A 17,714-nucleotide genomic window follows, 5' to 3' on the forward strand; every position below is an offset into this window, starting at 1 on the left:
AAAAAACTTGCTTTTAGACACTAACAGTTATATATTTTAATAAATCAGGGTTGTATACAAAATGAAGAGCTTAAAGGAATTATCCTTAAGAATTAAGAATATTAGGTCTGTACAGAAAACCACGAAAATAATGCAAATGGTTTCTGCAGCAAAGTTGTTACAAAGCCAAAAGAAGTTATTAAATTCAAAATTATATGTATCTAAGCTGCATAACATTATTTTTTCATTAATGCTATCAGTTGATCAAGAATTACTGGCAAAAATTCTAAATGTCAGTAACGACGGTTCTTACCTAGTATTCATTATTGCGTCTGATCGTGGCTTGTGCGGCAACTTTAACTCTTCTATTGTCAAATTTAGTCAAGAGCGTGTAAATAAGTCAATCGCAAATGGCAAAAAAGTAGATATTGTATTTCTTGGTAAAAAAGCTTTTGATGTAGGTAAAAATAGATTTGACTCTAAAAGTATCTTAAAAATTGAAAATAGTAAGGGAATCACGTTAAAGCACGTAGAAGCTTTGGTTGATGGTATAGATTTAAGTAAATACGATAAAGTTAAAGTTTTTTATAGTAAATTCTATAATACCTTCACGCAAAAACCAATGTTGGAAACAATAAAACCATGGAGTAAAGACTCATCCTTGATTGATAGCTCTCTGGCTGGTCCAACAACAGATTACGGCTATGAGTATGAACCACAAAATATTGAATTTATTTTAAAATCTTTGGTTCAAGATTACGTTGTAATTGCTCTTTACTCTGCTTTACTTGAAAGTGCAACGAGTGAGAATAGTGCTAGAATGGTTGCTATGGAATCAGCAAACAGAAACACTAAAGAGATACTGAACAAATTAGCATTGCTTTATAATCGTTCTCGTCAAGCAGCGATTACGACTGATTTAATTGAAGTTATAGGTGGTGCAGAATCTTTATAGAAATCTAAGGAATAGAAAATGAATATATTAAATATTGCAGCAGATATTACTAAACTAATAAAAAAGCAAAATCAAGATGCGGAAGTTACAATATATGAAACTAATAAGACTTCAGTTTCTCAGCGTCTATCAAAAATTGAGCAAATATCACAATCTAAAAATTGCACTGTAGGAATCAGAGCTATAGCAGGTAAAAACAAAGCTGCGTATATTTCTACAAACGATTTGAATAATCTGAGTGATACAGTAAGCCAAGTGGTAGAAATGGCAAAGAATGCGCCAGAAGATCCTTGCATTAATTTTGCTGTAAATGGTAGTAATTATATCTCTTCTGCAGATTTAAGTATCTCAGATAATAATGTTGTAACCGTTGATAACCTAAAAGAAATTGCTGAAGCTGCAGAAAATTCAGCCCTTGCACATAAGAGTATCACTAATTCTGAAGGAGCCTCTTCTTCATACGCTTTAGTGAATACAGTATTATCGACTGTTTCTGGTTTTATTGGCTCGTTTAGTAAATCAACCTTTGCTAATCAGGTCTCTGTTGTTGCTGGAAGAGAAAGTGAAATGAAGGTTGGTTACGATTATGATATAGCATGTAATTTTAGTGATTTAAAGTTGCCAGAGTTAATGGGAAAAGAAGCAGCAAAAAGAGCAGTTGATCAATTGAATTCACGTACAATGAAAACTGGTAAATTTCCAGTTATTTTTGAAAAAAGAGCAGCAAAAGGGCTAGTAAAAAGTTTTGCTTCTGCTATAAATGGGAGCAGTATTATAAGCAACAGTTCTTTCTTGAGGGGTAGTTTAAACGCTCAGATTTTTAACGATAGAATTAATATTATCGATGATCCATTGTTGCCAAGAGGCATAGCATCGAGACCATTTGATGGAGAAGGGATAACTAGCAAGAAAAATATATTTGTAAAAAACGGAATATTACAAAATTGGATTTTAGACTTATACTCGGCTAGAAAATTAGACTCAGAAACAACCGGAAGTGCAACTCGTGCAAGTAATGCTGCAGTTATTCCTGCAGCTAGTAACCTCTACATTGAGAATGGTGATGTATCGTTTGAAGAATTAATTCAGGAAGTGAAAGAGGGAATATATGTAACTGATTTATTTGGTTTTGGTGTCAATTTAATCAATGGCGATTACAGCCAAGGCGCTTCCGGATTTTTTATAGAAAATGGAAAAATAACGTATCCAATACATGAGATTACCATTGCTAGCAATTTGAAGGATATGTTTAGCAATTTAGTCGTTGCAGATGATCTAACTTTTTGTGGGCAATTTAATTCACCAACGATTAAAGTTAGCGAAATGACGGTTGCAGGTTCGCTTAACGATTAAAAAATTTATTTGCATCAAGTACAACAATTGTGTATTATTGTCATGTAATGTTAAGAATAGACTATGGAGTATAAAGGTTTAGTTTCAATAGCTAAGCTTAAAGCATTCTCAATCGTAATTTCAAAGTTTTTCATCACATTAGTAATGTTAGTTAATAATTTAGGAGTTGTTTAAATGGAATTTGGTAATGTAAAATGGTTTAATGCCGAAAAAGGCTATGGTTTCATCAAGCCAGAAGGTAAAGGGGGTGACGTTTTTGTACATATTAGCACATTGGAACGTTCGGGAATAAGACCTGAGGCACTTAAAGGAGAGAATAAAGAGAAGGGAATAAAAGGAGAAAGGGTGAGTTATGAGGTTAAAGAGGAGCGCGGTAGAAACGGAGAAGATAAAAAATCTGCAATAAATTTAAGATTGGAAGATTAATCTATTATGAAGTCTTTTAACAGGATTAACGTATTGTGAATAATTTTCATGAGATGGGTCTCCCAGCTTCGCTTAGACAAGCTCTAGATAAAAATAATCTTTTCGTCCCAACTCCGATTCAAATACAAGCGATTCCCTTAGCGCTACAAGGTAAAGATATTCTCGGATCTGCTCAAACGGGGACTGGAAAAACTTTAGCATTTGCTATTCCGTTGGTTGCTAAGTTGCTGAATGAGCCTAACACTGGTTCAGCTTTAGTCATCGTGCCAACCAGAGAGCTTGCGCATCAGGTAACAAATGAGATAAGAAAACTCTTATCTCAAAATTCTGCACTAAGGGTCGCTTTGTTGATTGGTGGTGAGCCTATTTTTAGGCAGCTAAATCAGCTTCAGAAAAAACCACAAATTGTAATAGGTACTCCTGGTCGTATTATAGACCATATTGAGCGTAAAACTTTGATTAATCGCAATGTTAGCGTTCTTGTGCTTGATGAAACGGATCGTATGTTTGATATGGGCTTTGGAGTTCAGATTGAAGAAATTATGAAGCATTTGCCTAAAATAAGGCAAACTCTTATGTTTTCTGCAACTCTTCCTGGAGATATAGTAAAACTTGCTGAGAAGTACCTTAATCGACCAGAACGTATTTCTGTTGATTGTGAGGCTACAACTTCTGTAAAAATTAAGCAAGAAATTGTTTATGCATCAGAATCAGAAAAATATGAAAAGCTTGTTACACAACTATGTCAGCGCGAAGGATCAATCATTATCTTTGTCAAAACAAAGCGAGGAGCGGATCAGCTAGCTAACAGATTGCACAAAGATGACTATAGCGCTTTAGCAATTCATGGTGATTTAAGGCAGCACAAGCGCGAAAGGGTCATTAATTCTTTTCGTCGTGGCCGTAATCAAATCATGGTTGCAACAGATGTTGCTTCTCGCGGCCTTGATATTCCCCACATTCAACATGTTATCAATTATGATGCACCACAATCGCAAGCTGACTATATTCATCGTATAGGTAGAACTGCACGCGCTGGAGCTGAAGGGTATGCGCTGTCTTTTGTTACACCTCAAGATAAGAGAAGACTGCCTGCACTGGCAGACAAAGAAGGAGAGCTAAATTTTGATTGTAGTGTGCAATTTAAAAAACGTAACAGCAAAAAGGTCTTTAAAAGGCCAAGTACGTTAAAGACTAAATACGGTAGAAAAAAGATCAATGCATTTAAGAAGAAAAGCAGAGTACTAGAAAAAGCGTATTAAATAGGATTTACCTACAATTTGATAAGCGTAAAACTCGCCATTCCGCTACTCATTAGCGGAATCTATGCTGAGATATTGCGGTGCTATGACGTAGATCCAGAGTGGGATTCAAATTGGCTACAGCGAACTGCTGGATTTCAATTTTTTTAATAATTGTGTGCTATTCATTATATATGAGTTCCCACTTTTAAAGAGAATAGGAGATGATTTCCAAAAACTTAGAGGCAAGTTTGAATAGAGCACTATTCATTGCTTCTAATTTTAATCTTAAATATGCGAAAGTAGAACATTTATTGCTGGCGTTAACTAAAGACGTGGATGTAAATTACGTTTTATCAAGATGTAATATCAGAGCCGATGAAATCATCAGTATGGATAACATTCTATCAAGATGCAATATTAAGGCTAATGATTATAATAATAATATAAAAGGGTTTTTACAAAGCAGTTCTGAATTGATTATCAGTGGAGTTAAACCTAGCTCAATGTTTCAATGCATAATACACAGAGCAATAATACGGGCTCATAGCTTGGGGAAAAAAGAAATAAATGGAGCAAGTGTTCTAGTAGAAATTTTGTCTGGGCAAGATTTATACGTTGAAGATCTATTGCAGAAACAAAGTGCGAAAGATTCCAATTTGATTTACCACATATCTAACATGAAATATTCTAACGATATAGATGAATACACCACTAATCATAAAGTAAAACTTGATAAAAATAATGATGCTCCTACTACAGTAAATAAAGGTGAGCTACTAAAAGATGAGGAAATTCTACAAAGTTATTGTAAAAATTTAAATGACTATGCAAGAAGCAAAAAAATAGATTATGTTATTGGTCGTGATTATGAATTAAATCGCACTATAGAAATATTATTGAGGCGTAGAAAAAACAACCCTTTATATGTTGGAGATCCAGGTGTTGGCAAAACCACAATAGTTGAGGGTTTGGTACTCAAAATCATTGAAAACAGTGTTCCAAGTGCGCTCAGGTCCAGTATAATTTATGCTTTGGATTTAGGGTCACTCCTTGCAGGGACACGCTATAGAGGTGATTTTGAAGAGAGAATAAAATCTATAATAAAAGCGATTGAGGCAAAACCAGGTGCTATCCTTTTTATTGACGAAATACACACTATCATTGGAGCAGGTTCTACAAGTGGTAGCTTTCTTGATGCAGGTAACCTACTCAAACCTGCGCTTGCAAGAGGTACACTGCGTTGTATAGGTGCAACCACATATAGAGAATACAGCGCTAGTTTTGAAAAAGATAAAGCACTAGCGAGAAGGTTTCAAAAAATTAATGTTAAAGAATCTTCTGTTAATGAAACGATAAAGATACTAGATGGTATAAAGCACTACTATGAAGGGTATCATGGAGTATATTATACAAAGAATGCCATTAGGTCTGCGGCTGAACTTTCGCATAAGTATATTACTGGGCGAATATTACCTGATAAAGCGGTTGATGTTATTGATGAGGCAGGGGCATATTGTAAATTGCTAAGAAACAGGGGTAAAATTGTAAATAGTAGAGATATTAAGAATACCATTACTAGAATTACAAATGTGCCTTGCGGATCTGAATCTGATGATTTGCAGAAAGTAAAGTCTTTAAAAGCTAATCTAGAGAAGGTGATTTTTGGCCAAGAGCAGGCAATAGAATCTCTTGTTAATTCTATTAAAATTGCTAAATCTGGGTTGAGAAATTACAATAAGCCTTTAGCAAATTATCTTTTTGCAGGGCCAACCGGTGTTGGTAAAACCGAGCTAGCAAAACAATTAGCAGAAAGCATGGGCATGAATCTTATACGCTTTGATATGTCCGAATATATTGAGTCTCATACGATATCAAGGATGATTGGTTCTCCTCCTGGATATGTAGGTTATGATCAGGGTGGATTACTCACAGAGTCTGTATCTAACAATCAATATAGTGTTGTGTTGCTTGATGAAATTGAAAAGGCCCATAGCGATATCTATAATATATTGCTACAAATTATGGATTATGGTTGTGTTACAGACACTTACGGACGTAAAGTTGACTTTTCCAATATAGTCTTAATTATGACAACTAATGCAGGAGCAGCTGAACGCAGCAAAAGTTTTGTTGGCTTTGGGCATAAAAAATTTAACACTGGTGATAGTGAAAAAGCGATAGAACAGGTTTTTAGCCCTGAATTTCGTAATCGTCTTGATGCGATTATTTCTTTTTCCGACTTAAGTACGGATGTGATTTTGCATATTGTGGATAAATTTATCCTAGAACTGAAAAAGCAACTGACGCAAAAAGGCATAAACTGCTTAGTAGAGGATGAAGTGAAATCTTATCTTGTACAAATGGGTTATAGTAAGGAAATGGGAGCACGTCCGATAGAGAGACTTATTGAAAAAGAGATAAAAAGTTACTTAGCGGAAGAAATACTGAATCGTAAATTAATAAAAGGAAAGAAATTAAGAATCTATATGAATAAAGTAAAAAATAAAATTGCTTTTGATATAGTTTAAAATCCTTGTATTGAACTTCATCTTTGTTACAATCTATAACTTAAATTCAATTTGAATTATAGTGATAAGTGATAAAGTAAAACAAGTCCTGAGCTACTACGAAAGTGAAAACCCTGGGGTAAAAGCAAATCTTACTCGTATTCTCATGCATGGAAAGCTTGGCGGCACTGGCAAGTTAGTGATTCTGCCAGTAGATCAAGGATTTGAGCATGGTCCAATTAAAAGTTTTGAAGTTAACCCTGATGCTTATGACCCACATTATCATTTTCAGCTTGCGGTTGATTCGGGAGTAAGTGCATATGCTGCTCCACTTGGTATGATTGAAGCTGGTGCTGCAACTTATGCTGGAATGCTCCCACTTATTTTGAAACTTAATAGTTCCAACTCTTTACATTCAAAGGATCTAACCTCTGATCAGGCAATAACCTCTTCTGTGAAAGATGCGCTGCGTTTGGGATGCTTAGCTGTCGGATTTACTATATATCCTGGTTCTGCTAAGTGTTTCGATATGATGGAGGAAGCCCGTGGAATCATAGCTGAAGCCAAATCTTATGGACTTGCAGTAGTGCTATGGTCTTATCCACGCGGTGAAGGGATTTCCAAAGAAGGTGAAACAGCAGTTGATGTTATTGCCTATGCTGCGCACATGGCAGCTTTGCTTGGCGCTAATATAATAAAAGTAAAACTTCCAACTAAATATTTGGAAAGGGAGAAAATAGAAACAGAAAATATTGAATCATTATCTAAAAGAATTGAATATGTTAAAAGGTCTTGTTTTGCAGGGAAAAGAATAGTAGTTTTTTCTGGTGGTGAATCGAAGGAAGTAGATAACATATACAATGAAGCGAAAGAAATTAAGCAGGGTGGCGGTAATGGTTCAATCATTGGACGTAACACTTTTCAACGCAAAAGGGAGGAGGCTTTATCTATGCTAAAAGATATAATGGATATCTACACATAAAAAACGGCTGGGTGGCAGAATGGCTTATGCGGAGGACTGCAAATCCTTTTATACCGGTTCAATTCCGGTCCCGGCCTCTTTCATTCTCTATATCTTGTAAAAGTTGCTCAATTCAACAGTAGCTTTAAGTGTGTAACCTATAGAGAAAGCTTATCCATAGTAAAATCAATTTCTTTTCAAGTTATGGTTATACTCTTATAGCGTTTCATGGTAAAAAATAAACTAAAAATAAGCAAAGTGTTTTACAAACGTAATTTACTATTTTTACTACCGCCCGAAGTTGCTCACTCTTTGGCAATTATGGCATTAAAGAAAATACCTTATAAGAATCCTATAGAGCTACCAGAATCTTTGAGTGTGAATTTTTTTGGTAATAAGCTCAGAAGCCCCGTAGGTCTGGCTGCAGGTTTTGACAAGAATGCAGAAGTTATAAGGCCTATGCTCTCATTTGGTTTTGGGTTTATTGAAACTGGTACTGTAACTCGTAATCCACAATATGGAAACAAAAAGCCAAGAATTTTTCGGTTAATTAAAGATCAAGGGGTAATTAACAGATTGGGATTTAACAATAAAGGAATAGACTATTTTCTTAAACAAATAGATGAAACCAAGCTTGATGACTGCATTTTTGGCATCAACATAGGAAAAAACAGTACATCAAAGGACCAAATCAGCGATTATGTTGACTTAATAAAGATAGTATATGGAAAGAGCAATTATATAGTGCTGAACATCTCATCCCCAAACACGCCTAATTTACGCAATCTGCACAATAAGCAAGAATTATCGGAATTGTTGAAATCCGTAACTCTAACCCGAAAATCAATTGATAATTCTAAATCCATACCAATAATATTAAAAATCTCACCAGATGTAGATCAGCAAACGAAAGAAAATATCGCTGAGCTTGCGTTGGAATATAAGATTGACGGATTAACAGTAAGCAACACTACGGTAAGTAGAGATAATCTGCATTCTCACCATAATGAGAGTGGTGGGTTGAGTGGCAAACCGCTGTTTAAACTTTCAACCGAGTTATTGGGCGATATGTACAAATTTACTAAGGGCAAAATATTATTGATAGGGTGCGGAGGAATCTCAAGTGGTGCTGACGCATATAAAAAAATAAAGGCAGGAGCTTCTTTGGTGCAGTTGTACACTGCTCTCATATACCACGGACCTCAAGTTGTAAACAAAATTAATCTAGAACTTGCAGAACTAATAAGGAGAGATGGATTTAGTAACATTAGTGAGGTGGTGGGTTGTATACATTAATTTTGGAAGTTGGTGGTATTATTTTAATAAAATAAAACTAATTCTCTGGTATAAAGGTGGTAGAAAGTGCTTTTCTTTTAAATAATGGGTATGAAGAGTTTGAATGATGCAATATCTAAGATCATTGATTATAAATTTACAAATTATGCAATATTAGAAGAGGCACTAACTCACCCAAGCGTAAATAAAAGGAATAGCAAAAACCAGATTGTAAGCTACGAAAGACTAGAGTTTTTGGGCGATAGTGTTTTGAATATGGTTGTATCTGCCACACTGTTTAAACTATTTCCTGAAGAAAAAGAAGGAGCATTGGCAAAAAGAAAGACGGATTTAGTTTGTGGCAACACCATTGCTAATGTTGCTAAAGAAATAAAATTAGGCAGCTTTATCATCATGAATAATAGTGAACGCTGCAATGGAGGGAGATGTAACTTAAAAAATTTAGAAAACTCGCTTGAAGCACTAATAGGTGCAATTTATATTGATGGCGGGCTTGAAAATGTTGAAAAATTTATTATCCAATATTGGGAAAAGCTAGCTAAAGGCATGCTTGACCCCCCTCAAGATCCTAAAACCTCACTGCAAGAGTGGACTCAGAAAAACAAATTGCCTTTACCAGAGTATGAGCTTGTAAAACAAACTGGACCAGCGCACAATCCTGAATTTACTATATCAGTTTGCATAGAAGATTATGGTAAAGTTTCTGCATGCGCTTCTAGTAAAAAGATTGCTGAACAAAAAGCTGCTGAGTTGATGCTAGAAAAAATTGGAAAAGACGCTTCAGTTTAGGCAAAATAGGCATTAATGTAAATTTTAAGGAAGCTAATAGCGTTTAGGGTAAATGGTCAATTTAAGGAGAAGCATAGTATTATTCATAAAAAAGTTGATCTACCAAAAATCAAGCCTTATGTAGTGGAATATCAATGGCTGTTGTCGGAGATGCGGAAAAAAAGAAGTAGCAAGTTACCAAAAGGTGTTATGCCAGATACATTTGGTCCAAGAGTTGTTTTGTGAAGTTGACAGAGTCAAGGAGAATGAAAGTTTTAAAAAATAGCATATTTTTTAATTATAAAAATTTGATATTAACTGTTGTTGGTTGATTGAGTAAAAACCAGTGAATGGTCACGTTAAAACATATTTTTAAATTTCTGCCAAAATCCTGGTTTATTATCATTAACCTTTGTAAATGTTATATTTAAACTGTATTTCGGATCATTTGGCACGTCGTATTTTATGCTAAATGTTGAAACTTTATCGTTATTGTAAATATGTACATCATCATATGATAGCTTTGTTGTGTAACACTTTACATACTTTTGCTTATCATGCACTAAATCACCTGACTCCCTTTCTAGTTCCACAAATTTCGTTTTTTTCTGACATTCCTTCATTTTTATTAAATCCTTATCTAGTGATATTGAAACTGGCAACGTATTTCCAGCATATTCTTTAGCTAAAAGTTCACTTTGAGGATACATTTTTATTTCCCTGCCAAAATGTGAGTCTATGAAATTATTACTCCAAAATTTATCGCCAGAATGCACGTACTTATCAGTAGCATACGGCACCCCACCATAATTGCATTGAACTTTGTAATCTCCAACACCGTTGTTTTGAAAAAAATCATGAATAGCAGTGTAGCTACCGGCAGCATCATTTATATAATCCATTACTTTATTCCTTAAATCTTTAGTTCATTATATCATAATCATTATGCCAATCAATCAAAAAAGCTCTCCCTTGCTGTTTTTAAAACTGATTTTGAGCAAGCGCTCTCGATTAGTTGGGAGCGTATTTGTAAGATTGTGACATTCGTGCCTCCCAGTTTTTCACATACTGCTGAATCAATTTAGGATAATCTGTAATAATTAATAAATTTTCAGCATTTCCTTTTTTAGCTGTCTTACTAAGGTTAAATGACCCTGTGATGACTTTTTGATTGTCAACAATCATTATCTTATTATGAGCAATCTTTGGCTTATCATCGATCCAAATTGGTACTCCACCTGAAAATAATTCATTTATAACACTATATTTTGAGTAGAGTTGCGATTTATCTAAGATGACTTTAACATCAACACCGCGTTCTTTAGCATTAATCAAAGATTTTGCAACTGTTCCAAGAGTAAATGTATATTCTTGAACTAAGATAGATTTTTTAGACTGATCTATTACGTTGATTATCGGTACAGCACAATCTTCTCCAGGTGAAAAGCAAACCGTAGCTTTTGGGCAGGGCGAAAATATAAAACCCGCATAGTAATACAGAGAAAAACACATTAACAAGAATAAAAAGTGAAAAAGCCTCACAACAACCCACCCCCGGATATACGGCGATAGGCTACATTATAATTTAATCACCTGTCAATAGACTTCTTGCATAGTTTTTGGCAACAACCGTTAGAAACGAAAAAACTTACTTGACAAACTCCGCCAGCCCCCTTATCATGAAACTGAAGGTATTCAGTTATCTTCATCTGTGCAGATTAAACAGCAAGAAAACAACGTAGTTGGCGTCTTATTTTTAATTTTTTGCACTATGTGCACCTTATGTCTTCACAATATTTCTAGGTTTTTACCTACACAAGCTGAAACGCGCTTATAAGTCGTTTAAGACAGTATAGTACGCCAATTTGCAGGATTAGGGAGTGACAACTAGCTAACACGGGGTTTCTTTTGCCTTTTTTTCTGCTTAGTAAATTTCTTAAACATTTAAACTAAGGTGAGTTGCATTTAAAAGCAGCTAAATTGCAGTGTTTAAGACTTAAAAAACGCCAATGTTCTAAAATAGATATTAGCTGGGGCTTCTTTTGCCTTTTTTTCGCTTGGTAAATTTCTTAATGTTTATAGCTAACATGAAGCTAAGTACGAACTTTGTTAAATACAACAAATGGTGTCATCCCAGTGCTCCTTTTTTTGTCATCCGAGTAGCTGACACTGGGATGGCTTTGTTGCATCGCTCTTCGGATAGTAGGTAACGTACAATAAATTCATGAAGCTATCTCAAACTTAGCCATGCCTATTTCAGTAAATTTGTTAAGCAAATAACACTTGAGTAGCAGTTCCTTCTCACGATTAATTTCAGATTTGCTCCTAAAACTAAACCCAAATATTCGCTTCAACCTTGAGAAAAATCCTTCAATATACGATCTTTTTCCGTAATTTACTTCTTCTTTCCATCTTTTTATACCATTCTCACCATGTAATTTCATTAACTGAATAGCGGCATTTCTATCAAGCATATAATCCAATTTTGGATGCTCTGCTGCGTTGTTTTTCGGAGGAATTTTCGTTTTTATACCATATTGATTACACAGCTTATAGAGCTTTTCTCTGTCATATGCCCTATCTGCATATAGTACTTTTATGACATACTGAAAATCGACTTCTTTTAGCAAATCACAAGCTCCATAGTGATCAGAGTAGACACCGTTACTGTATTTTACAGCTATGGCTTTTTTGCTGTTTGTATTCAACATTACATGCAATTTTCTTGTCTGTTCATAGCTGCGATACTTTCTATCTTCGCTATTTTCTTTGCTATGACCAGGAGTGTTGTTGTATATACTAATTCCTGTACTGTCTATAGCAATTTCGATATCTTCCATATTATTTTCTGCAATCATTGATCTTAATATTGAGTTTCTTAAACCTTCTTGATGATTGTGAATAGCTGATAACTTGCAAATTTTTCCCAATTTGCTCAAGGTATCCTGCTATAAACCCAACTGTTTGCCTCAGGCCTATTCTAAATAAACAAGTTATTATGTGCACCAAAATTACAACTTTATCGCTATAAATATTGTTGCCACCTGGTATTTTTGGACCATTCTCGTACCACTTTTCTATGGCTTCGTTGGTATAATGAAAAATATTTCCTCTTTTTTCTAGAAATTTGTTATATTCGCTATGGTTACTGACCCTCATTTTTTGTGGCATATTTTTTCTTCAACAGTTAAATCGCTATTTATAATGAATTTTGTCAGTAGCCACCAGATTTTTCAGTTGCTATGCAACAAAGCCCACTGGGATCTATTTTGCATGTAACTCCAATTGTGTTTTGGCATAAAACGCGACGCGTATTAGACTTATTTGCAAGCAAAGCTTGCTAGATCCAAGTAGTCAGGGCACTGGGATGACATCATAGGGACACTGGGATGACACCCTGACAATCGTCATCCCGCTACTTGTTAGCGGATGAGATACCGCGGCGGTATGACGGTTCGTGGCGGTATAATGAAGCTTGAAAGCGGATCACCTTTCACGACCCGTGTTTACTTCATTCACTTTAGGAGTATTAACAGGCGTTATTGCCGGGTTCTCAAGCTTTGTTGCCTGCTTCAAACCCTCGCTTACACTTTTGTCCTTTAAAATTTCATCAAGCTGCTTACTCTTTTGTTGCTCTTCGTTATTTGACGTATCTCTTTGAGCATCTTCTTTCATGCCACGAGCATTCTCTACATCCTTTTCACCTTCACCTAAAAATTTTTCTAATATTTTCTTAACAAAGCGCTTCAGAAGACTCAAAAACCCTTCTTCTTTTTGATTTTCTTGTGGTTGAGGCGTGTTATCTTTTTTGTCCGGCTCAGTGTTGAGCTTCTCTTTTACAGAACTCTTGCTCACTGAGGGATTAACGGTTTGTGAATCGTGCTCTGATGCTGTTTGCACAGAAGCTTCAGTAGTCTTTTTTTGTGTATTATGTTCAAGGTCTTTAACTGCTGTTGTAGTTTTTCTCGGAGTGTCTTGGAGTTTTTTGTCACTTTTTGGCTCTGCAACTTTTTCACTTGTGAAGATGCCCTTCCCTTTATATTGTTGGTCAAGCTCAGCAATTCTTTCAAAATCTTGACGTACTTTTTCATCTGCACGTCCTTTTTGACTTTCAAATTTCTGACTCAATTCTGCAACGTTTTTCATTTTGTTCTCAAGCTCCTTACTTTTCACAGCTTTTAGAGCCTCTGTTCCTTTTGCGATATAATTAACCTTCTTTTCTAATGAGGTACCTTCTGGAAAAGCACCTGGAGAACGTTCAAAAACATCTTTAAACTTTTTTTCAACACTTTCTTTAGATGTCTGGGCCATACCTGTTACCTATTAAAACATATCATATAATCAGTATATTAGCTAATTATATAAAAAACAGTTAACATAACTTGTGGTAAAAAGTGTTTATCAAGGGCGTCCTATTTATATCTCTTTCATTAAAATGCTATTTACTTATTAAGTTAAAATGTATAATTATGTAAGAAATGAAAGATAGCCCATTAGTAGTAGTATTCGATTGGGATAATACCTTAGTTGACACTCAAGATAACATTTTTAATGCTATTAAGCATACCATAAACTCAATGGGGTATAGTAATAAAGCTGCTGATAGAAATTCCCATGAGTCGAGAAAGAGCTATATGGTCAATTTGTTTGGCGATCAGTGGAAAAAAGCAAATCACATATATCAACAATACTTAGATAATGCGCTATTACAAAACATTGCTCTGAATCAAGGAGTAGAGGAAATGTTGCAGACACTGAAAAGCCACAATGTTTATCTAGCAATAGTAAGTAATAAGAAAAATACTAATTTACGTGAAGAAGTTACCTATTTTAAACTAGATTCTTACTTTGAAAGAGTGGTTGGGTCATGCGATACTGCAGAAGATAAACCATCTGCAACCCCACTGCTATTTGCATTAGAAGAGAGTACGTTGCCTATAAATAGAGAAAATGTGTTTTTCGTTGGTGATAGCATCACAGATGTTCTGTGTGCACAAAATGCCAATTGTTTACCTATTATATACGGTCAATCAATAAGCGGTTATGAAGATTTGTTATGTTTTCAACATTTTGATAAACTTACAGATTTTGTAATAAAGTATTTAGAAGATAGGTAATGACCGCTGTTACAGAGATTGCCAGTATAACAAGACGCTTTTGCGCGTATTTAATAGATGTAGCAATTTTATTAATTCCAACTTTATTAATTATACTGCTATTAGAGGATTCTCCGTTGATCTTACATCTATCATACATGTGTGTAAATTGTAGTTACTTCACATATTTTATATCTTCAAAGGCCCAAGCAACTCCCGGTCAACAGTTAATGAATATGTATACTATCAATTTAGATAATTCTAAAATAGACTTGAATTTAGCGTTTGACAGAAGCTCTTCCCAGTTTTTTCTTCCTTTGTTAAACAGTGTAGTAGTTGTCCTTACTGAATTTTTGCGAGATCAGGAAGTATTAGTGAATGTCTTGAGTGCATTGAAAGTAATTATAGTGCTACTCACTCTCTGCTGGTATCTAGTTGCTTGCTTCTCTAAGAAAAAACAGACATACCACGACATGCTATTTAATACGGTTGTTATCAAAGGAACTATTAAATGAGTTGCTATAACTATCGTTATCATATAAATTATGCTGATGAATTGAACTAAGGGAAGATTATGAATGAAGAGATAGTAAAACATTTGAACAAATTATTGACCAATGAGCTGACTTCTGTACGCCAGTATCTTTTGCATTTTGCGATTCTCAAAAACAATGGAATTAATAGACTTGCAGAAAAGGTAAAAAATGAGCTTAACGAAGAACTTGAACATGCAAACAAGTTGGCAGAAAGAATTTTGTTATTTAAAGGAGTCCCAAATTTTCAGGATACAAACGAAATATCAAAGTATGATGGAAAGTTTACAAAAGACACAATACGGAAAATCTTAGAAGCTAATTTGAAATTAGAGGGAAAAGGTATTAAGGATATCAAAGAAACGATTTCTATCGCTGAGAAAGAAAAGGATTTTGTTAGTGTAATGTTATTAGAAGAGATGTTAAAAAATGAAGAAGAGCACTTTCATTGGATTGAGAAACAGATCGATCTTATTGAACTAATGGGTGTTGAAAACTATTTAAGAACACAAATATAGAGTGTTAAAAAAGATAGTATTTATTTTAATTATACCTTGCTCACTTCTTTTTTTATTAGGGTTATGGCAAATATTCAGATTGAACTGGAAGAATAATATTATTAAAAGTATGAGTCTTCCAGTGGTTCATCTATTGCCCAATAACGACCTTGAAAAATTTAACTATAGGCATGTCAAGATTGATGGGATTCTAAGTGATATAGAACTATATGTTTTTGCAGGGCAACACGGCTATCACGTGCTGTCTCCTATGTTGCTCACCACTGGACGTTACATGTTGGTGAATAAAGGAATAGTTAGAGAAAAAAAGGAGAAAAAAGTAAAAATTGAAAAAGTAGTTGCAGATGGAATTTTATATTGCGATAGCAATAAAAGTAAAAATTGGTTTATCAAGAACGATACTGCTTCGAATACATGGTTTACCCTGAGTACAGAAGAAATTTCCAATGAGTTAGGTATTAAGCTAGAGAAGTGTGTATTGTGGCCGAACAATTTTGGCAGCAAAGTAGCTATACAGCCAATGAAGCATTTGGAATATGCAATCACTTGGTTTGCACTTTCCTTAACTTGGTTGATTATGTGCGTAATTTACTATAGGCAAAACCTCAATGTATCTGTTCAGCAGGGTGGCAAAATAAGGTAGACGAAAAAAGACAACTATAGGAACAAATGGGTGTCATTCCAGTGCTTGACACTGGAATGGCTTTGTTGCATCGCTCTTCGGATAGTAGGTAACGTACAATAAATTCATGAAGCTATCTCAAACTTAGCCATGCCTATTTCAGTAAATTTGTTAAGCAAATAACACTTGAGTAGCAGTTCCTTCTCACGATTAATTTCAGATTTGCTCCTAAAACTAAACCCAAATATTCGCTTCAACCTTGAGAAAAATCCTTCAATATACGATCTTTTTCCGTAATTTACTTCTTCTTTCCATCTTTTTATACCATTCTCACCATGTAATTTCATTAACTGAATAGCGGCATTTCTATCAAGCATATAATCCAATTTTGGATGCTCTGCTGCGTTGTTTTTCGGAGGAATTTTCGTTTTTATACCATATTGATTACACAGCTTATAGAGCTTTTCTCTGTCATATGCCCTATCTGCATATAGTACTTTTATGACATACTGAAAATCGACTTCTTTTAGCAAATCACAAGCTCCATAGTGATCAGAGTAGACACCGTTACTGTATTTTACAGCTATGGCTTTTTTGCTGTTTGTATTCAACATTACATGCAATTTTCTTGTCTGTTCATAGCTGCGATACTTTCTATCTTCGCTATTTTCTTTGCTATGACCAGGAGTGTTGTTGTATATACTAATTCCTGTACTGTCTATAGCAATTTCGATATCTTCCATATTATTTTCTGCAATCATTGATCTTAATATTGAGTTTCTTAAACCTTCTTGATGATTGTGAATAGCTGATAACTTGCAAATTTTTCCCAATTTGCTCAAGGTATCCTGCTATAAACCCAACTGTTTGCCTCAGGCCTATTCTAAATAAACAAGTTATTATGTGCACCAAAATTACAACTTTATCGCTATAAATATTGTTGCCACCTGGTATTTTTGGACCATTCTCGTACCACTTTTCTATGGCTTCGTTGGTATAATGAAAAATATTTCCTCTTTTTTCTAGAAATTTGTTATATTCGCTATGGTTACTGACCCTCATTTTTTGTGGCATATTTTTTCTTTCAAGGTTAAATGGCTATTTTATAATGAATTTTGTCAGTAGCCACCAGATTTTTCAGTTGCTATGCAACAAAGCCCACTGGAATCCAGTCCTTTTGCACAGTTCCATCAAAAACGTTGTAAAGCGCTTTCGTGTTTACCAACTTAGTGCCCAATCTGGATCCCAGTGGGCTTTGTTGCATCGCTACTTATGAAAGGCTAACTATAGTTAGGATTATAAGCAACCTATTGAAAATCTTGTTTTTTTGCAATCAATCTGATCAAATTTAAGAATAGTAATTTGTTATTTATATTAATAAATTTAATTCTATTGAAAATAGCTAAAGCATTGAAATTCTTGAATTTTAGCCAGATTAGTGAGTGGTAGTGAAATT

At 34.7% G+C, this 17,714-nt stretch carries 19 protein-coding genes and 1 tRNA gene; 13 read left to right on the top strand and 7 right to left on the bottom strand.

What is annotated here, in order from left to right:
- Positions 1-61: 61 nt before the first annotated feature.
- From atpG to rnc, 9 genes are all read left to right on the top strand, one after another.
- Complete coding sequence (gene atpG, locus ABWU47_RS01955; RefSeq protein ID WP_010081973.1) at positions 62-934, top strand: ATP synthase F1 subunit gamma; 873 nt, start codon at positions 62-64, stop codon at positions 932-934.
- An 18-nt stretch (positions 935-952) separates the two neighbouring features.
- The gene (locus tag ABWU47_RS01960) at positions 953-2,287 is read left to right on the top strand and encodes a TldD/PmbA family protein (RefSeq protein WP_010081974.1); all 1,335 of its coding nucleotides are present in this window, start codon (positions 953-955) and stop codon (positions 2,285-2,287) included.
- A gap of 174 nt (positions 2,288-2,461) precedes the next feature.
- Complete coding sequence (locus tag ABWU47_RS01965) at positions 2,462-2,713, top strand: cold-shock protein (RefSeq protein ID WP_006279919.1); 252 nt, start codon at positions 2,462-2,464, stop codon at positions 2,711-2,713.
- Positions 2,714-2,748: 35 nt separating this feature from the next.
- Positions 2,749-3,975 (top strand): DEAD/DEAH box helicase, encoded by a 1,227-nt coding sequence (locus ABWU47_RS01970; RefSeq protein ID WP_049973634.1) that lies wholly within the window; start codon positions 2,749-2,751, stop codon positions 3,973-3,975.
- Positions 3,976-4,178: 203 nt separating this feature from the next.
- Positions 4,179-6,485, top strand: coding sequence for an AAA family ATPase (locus tag ABWU47_RS01975; RefSeq protein WP_006279917.1), 2,307 nt, complete (start codon positions 4,179-4,181; stop codon positions 6,483-6,485).
- Between the two features lie 64 nt (positions 6,486-6,549).
- A complete protein-coding gene (locus tag ABWU47_RS01980) occupies positions 6,550-7,446 on the top strand; it encodes a class I fructose-bisphosphate aldolase (protein WP_038228077.1) in 897 nt (298 codons plus the stop codon).
- Between the two features lie 5 nt (positions 7,447-7,451).
- Positions 7,452-7,523: transfer RNA gene (locus tag ABWU47_RS01985), tRNA-Cys, on the top strand.
- Positions 7,524-7,653: 130 nt separating this feature from the next.
- The gene (locus tag ABWU47_RS01990) at positions 7,654-8,721 is read left to right on the top strand and encodes a quinone-dependent dihydroorotate dehydrogenase (protein ID WP_077188430.1); all 1,068 of its coding nucleotides are present in this window, start codon (positions 7,654-7,656) and stop codon (positions 8,719-8,721) included.
- A gap of 90 nt (positions 8,722-8,811) precedes the next feature.
- Positions 8,812-9,510 carry a ribonuclease III gene (gene rnc / locus ABWU47_RS01995; RefSeq protein WP_006279914.1) on the top strand — a complete coding sequence of 233 codons (699 nt, stop codon included), beginning with the start codon at positions 8,812-8,814 and terminating at the stop codon, positions 9,508-9,510.
- A gap of 338 nt (positions 9,511-9,848) precedes the next feature.
- Here rnc and ABWU47_RS02005 read toward each other — a convergent pair whose 3' ends face one another.
- The 5 genes from ABWU47_RS02005 to ABWU47_RS02025 all read right to left on the bottom strand — a co-directional run bounded on the left by ABWU47_RS02005 (position 9,849) and on the right by ABWU47_RS02025 (position 13,800).
- Entirely contained in the window at positions 9,849-10,391 is a 543-nt protein-coding gene (locus ABWU47_RS02005; RefSeq protein ID WP_353285737.1) for a hypothetical protein, read from the bottom strand.
- Positions 10,392-10,500: 109 nt separating this feature from the next.
- On the bottom strand, positions 10,501-11,031 hold the full coding sequence (locus ABWU47_RS02010; protein WP_049973633.1) for a phospholipase D family protein: 531 nt from the start codon (positions 11,029-11,031) through the stop codon (positions 10,501-10,503).
- Between the two features lie 680 nt (positions 11,032-11,711).
- A complete protein-coding gene (locus tag ABWU47_RS02015) occupies positions 11,712-12,347 on the bottom strand; it encodes a transposase (protein ID WP_082246250.1) in 636 nt (211 codons plus the stop codon).
- Complete coding sequence (locus ABWU47_RS02020) at positions 12,331-12,660, bottom strand: transposase (RefSeq protein WP_049973609.1); 330 nt, start codon at positions 12,658-12,660, stop codon at positions 12,331-12,333. Before ABWU47_RS02020 ends, ABWU47_RS02015 begins: the two co-directional genes overlap by 17 nt.
- 315 nt (positions 12,661-12,975) lie before the next feature.
- Positions 12,976-13,800, bottom strand: coding sequence for a hypothetical protein (locus ABWU47_RS02025; RefSeq protein WP_022626161.1), 825 nt, complete (start codon positions 13,798-13,800; stop codon positions 12,976-12,978).
- A 167-nt stretch (positions 13,801-13,967) separates the two neighbouring features.
- Here ABWU47_RS02025 and ABWU47_RS02030 point away from each other — a divergent pair, with 167 nt between their 5' ends.
- Genes ABWU47_RS02030 through ABWU47_RS02045 form a run of 4 tightly spaced genes read left to right on the top strand, consistent with a single transcriptional unit; the run spans position 13,968 to position 16,279 of the window.
- Complete coding sequence (locus ABWU47_RS02030) at positions 13,968-14,606, top strand: HAD family hydrolase (protein WP_077188431.1); 639 nt, start codon at positions 13,968-13,970, stop codon at positions 14,604-14,606.
- Positions 14,606-15,100 (top strand): RDD family protein, encoded by a 495-nt coding sequence (locus tag ABWU47_RS02035; protein WP_077188432.1) that lies wholly within the window; start codon positions 14,606-14,608, stop codon positions 15,098-15,100. The genes ABWU47_RS02030 and ABWU47_RS02035 overlap by 1 nt, the downstream gene beginning before the upstream one ends.
- Positions 15,101-15,159: 59 nt before the next feature.
- Positions 15,160-15,636: a bacterioferritin gene (gene bfr / locus ABWU47_RS02040; RefSeq protein WP_077188433.1), complete on the top strand. Its 477-nt coding sequence runs from the start codon at positions 15,160-15,162 to the stop codon at positions 15,634-15,636.
- Position 15,637: 1 nt separating this feature from the next.
- Positions 15,638-16,279, top strand: a complete 642-nt coding sequence (locus ABWU47_RS02045) for an SURF1 family protein (RefSeq protein WP_077188434.1) — start codon at positions 15,638-15,640, stop codon at positions 16,277-16,279.
- 104 nt (positions 16,280-16,383) lie between these two features.
- On the opposite strand, the gene ABWU47_RS02050 is transcribed toward ABWU47_RS02045, so the two are convergent.
- The gene (locus tag ABWU47_RS02050) at positions 16,384-17,019 is read right to left on the bottom strand and encodes a transposase (protein WP_082246250.1); all 636 of its coding nucleotides are present in this window, start codon (positions 17,017-17,019) and stop codon (positions 16,384-16,386) included.
- Positions 17,003-17,332 (bottom strand): transposase, encoded by a 330-nt coding sequence (locus ABWU47_RS02055; protein WP_049973609.1) that lies wholly within the window; start codon positions 17,330-17,332, stop codon positions 17,003-17,005. The genes ABWU47_RS02050 and ABWU47_RS02055 overlap by 17 nt, the downstream gene beginning before the upstream one ends.
- Between the last annotated feature and the right edge of the window lie 382 nt (positions 17,333-17,714).

This window comes from Wolbachia endosymbiont (group A) of Gastracanthus pulcherrimus, assembly GCF_964028265.1.
Classification (GTDB): Bacteria; Pseudomonadota; Alphaproteobacteria; order Rickettsiales; family Anaplasmataceae; genus Wolbachia; species Wolbachia pipientis.

Excerpts from the sequence above, each read along its gene's own strand:
- ABWU47_RS02020 (WP_049973609.1), bottom strand. The coding sequence starts at position 12,660 with ATGCCACAAAAAATGAGGGTCAGTAACCATAGCGAATATAACAAATTT.
- ABWU47_RS01960 (WP_010081974.1), top strand. The coding sequence starts at position 953 with ATGAATATATTAAATATTGCAGCAGATATTACTAAACTAATAAAAAAG.
- bfr (WP_077188433.1), top strand. The coding sequence starts at position 15,160 with ATGAATGAAGAGATAGTAAAACATTTGAACAAATTATTGACCAATGAG.
- ABWU47_RS02050 (WP_082246250.1), bottom strand. The coding sequence starts at position 17,019 with ATGATTGCAGAAAATAATATGGAAGATATCGAAATTGCTATAGACAGT.
- rnc (WP_006279914.1), top strand. The coding sequence starts at position 8,812 with ATGAAGAGTTTGAATGATGCAATATCTAAGATCATTGATTATAAATTT.
- ABWU47_RS01990 (WP_077188430.1), top strand. The coding sequence starts at position 7,654 with ATGGTAAAAAATAAACTAAAAATAAGCAAAGTGTTTTACAAACGTAAT.
- ABWU47_RS01965 (WP_006279919.1), top strand. The coding sequence starts at position 2,462 with ATGGAATTTGGTAATGTAAAATGGTTTAATGCCGAAAAAGGCTATGGT.
- atpG (WP_010081973.1), top strand. The coding sequence starts at position 62 with ATGAAGAGCTTAAAGGAATTATCCTTAAGAATTAAGAATATTAGGTCT.
- ABWU47_RS02005 (WP_353285737.1), bottom strand. The coding sequence starts at position 10,391 with ATGGATTATATAAATGATGCTGCCGGTAGCTACACTGCTATTCATGAT.
- ABWU47_RS02055 (WP_049973609.1), bottom strand. The coding sequence starts at position 17,332 with ATGCCACAAAAAATGAGGGTCAGTAACCATAGCGAATATAACAAATTT.
- ABWU47_RS01975 (WP_006279917.1), top strand. The coding sequence starts at position 4,179 with ATGATTTCCAAAAACTTAGAGGCAAGTTTGAATAGAGCACTATTCATT.
- ABWU47_RS02035 (WP_077188432.1), top strand. The coding sequence starts at position 14,606 with ATGACCGCTGTTACAGAGATTGCCAGTATAACAAGACGCTTTTGCGCG.
- ABWU47_RS02030 (WP_077188431.1), top strand. The coding sequence starts at position 13,968 with ATGAAAGATAGCCCATTAGTAGTAGTATTCGATTGGGATAATACCTTA.
- ABWU47_RS02015 (WP_082246250.1), bottom strand. The coding sequence starts at position 12,347 with ATGATTGCAGAAAATAATATGGAAGATATCGAAATTGCTATAGACAGT.
- ABWU47_RS02025 (WP_022626161.1), bottom strand. The coding sequence starts at position 13,800 with ATGGCCCAGACATCTAAAGAAAGTGTTGAAAAAAAGTTTAAAGATGTT.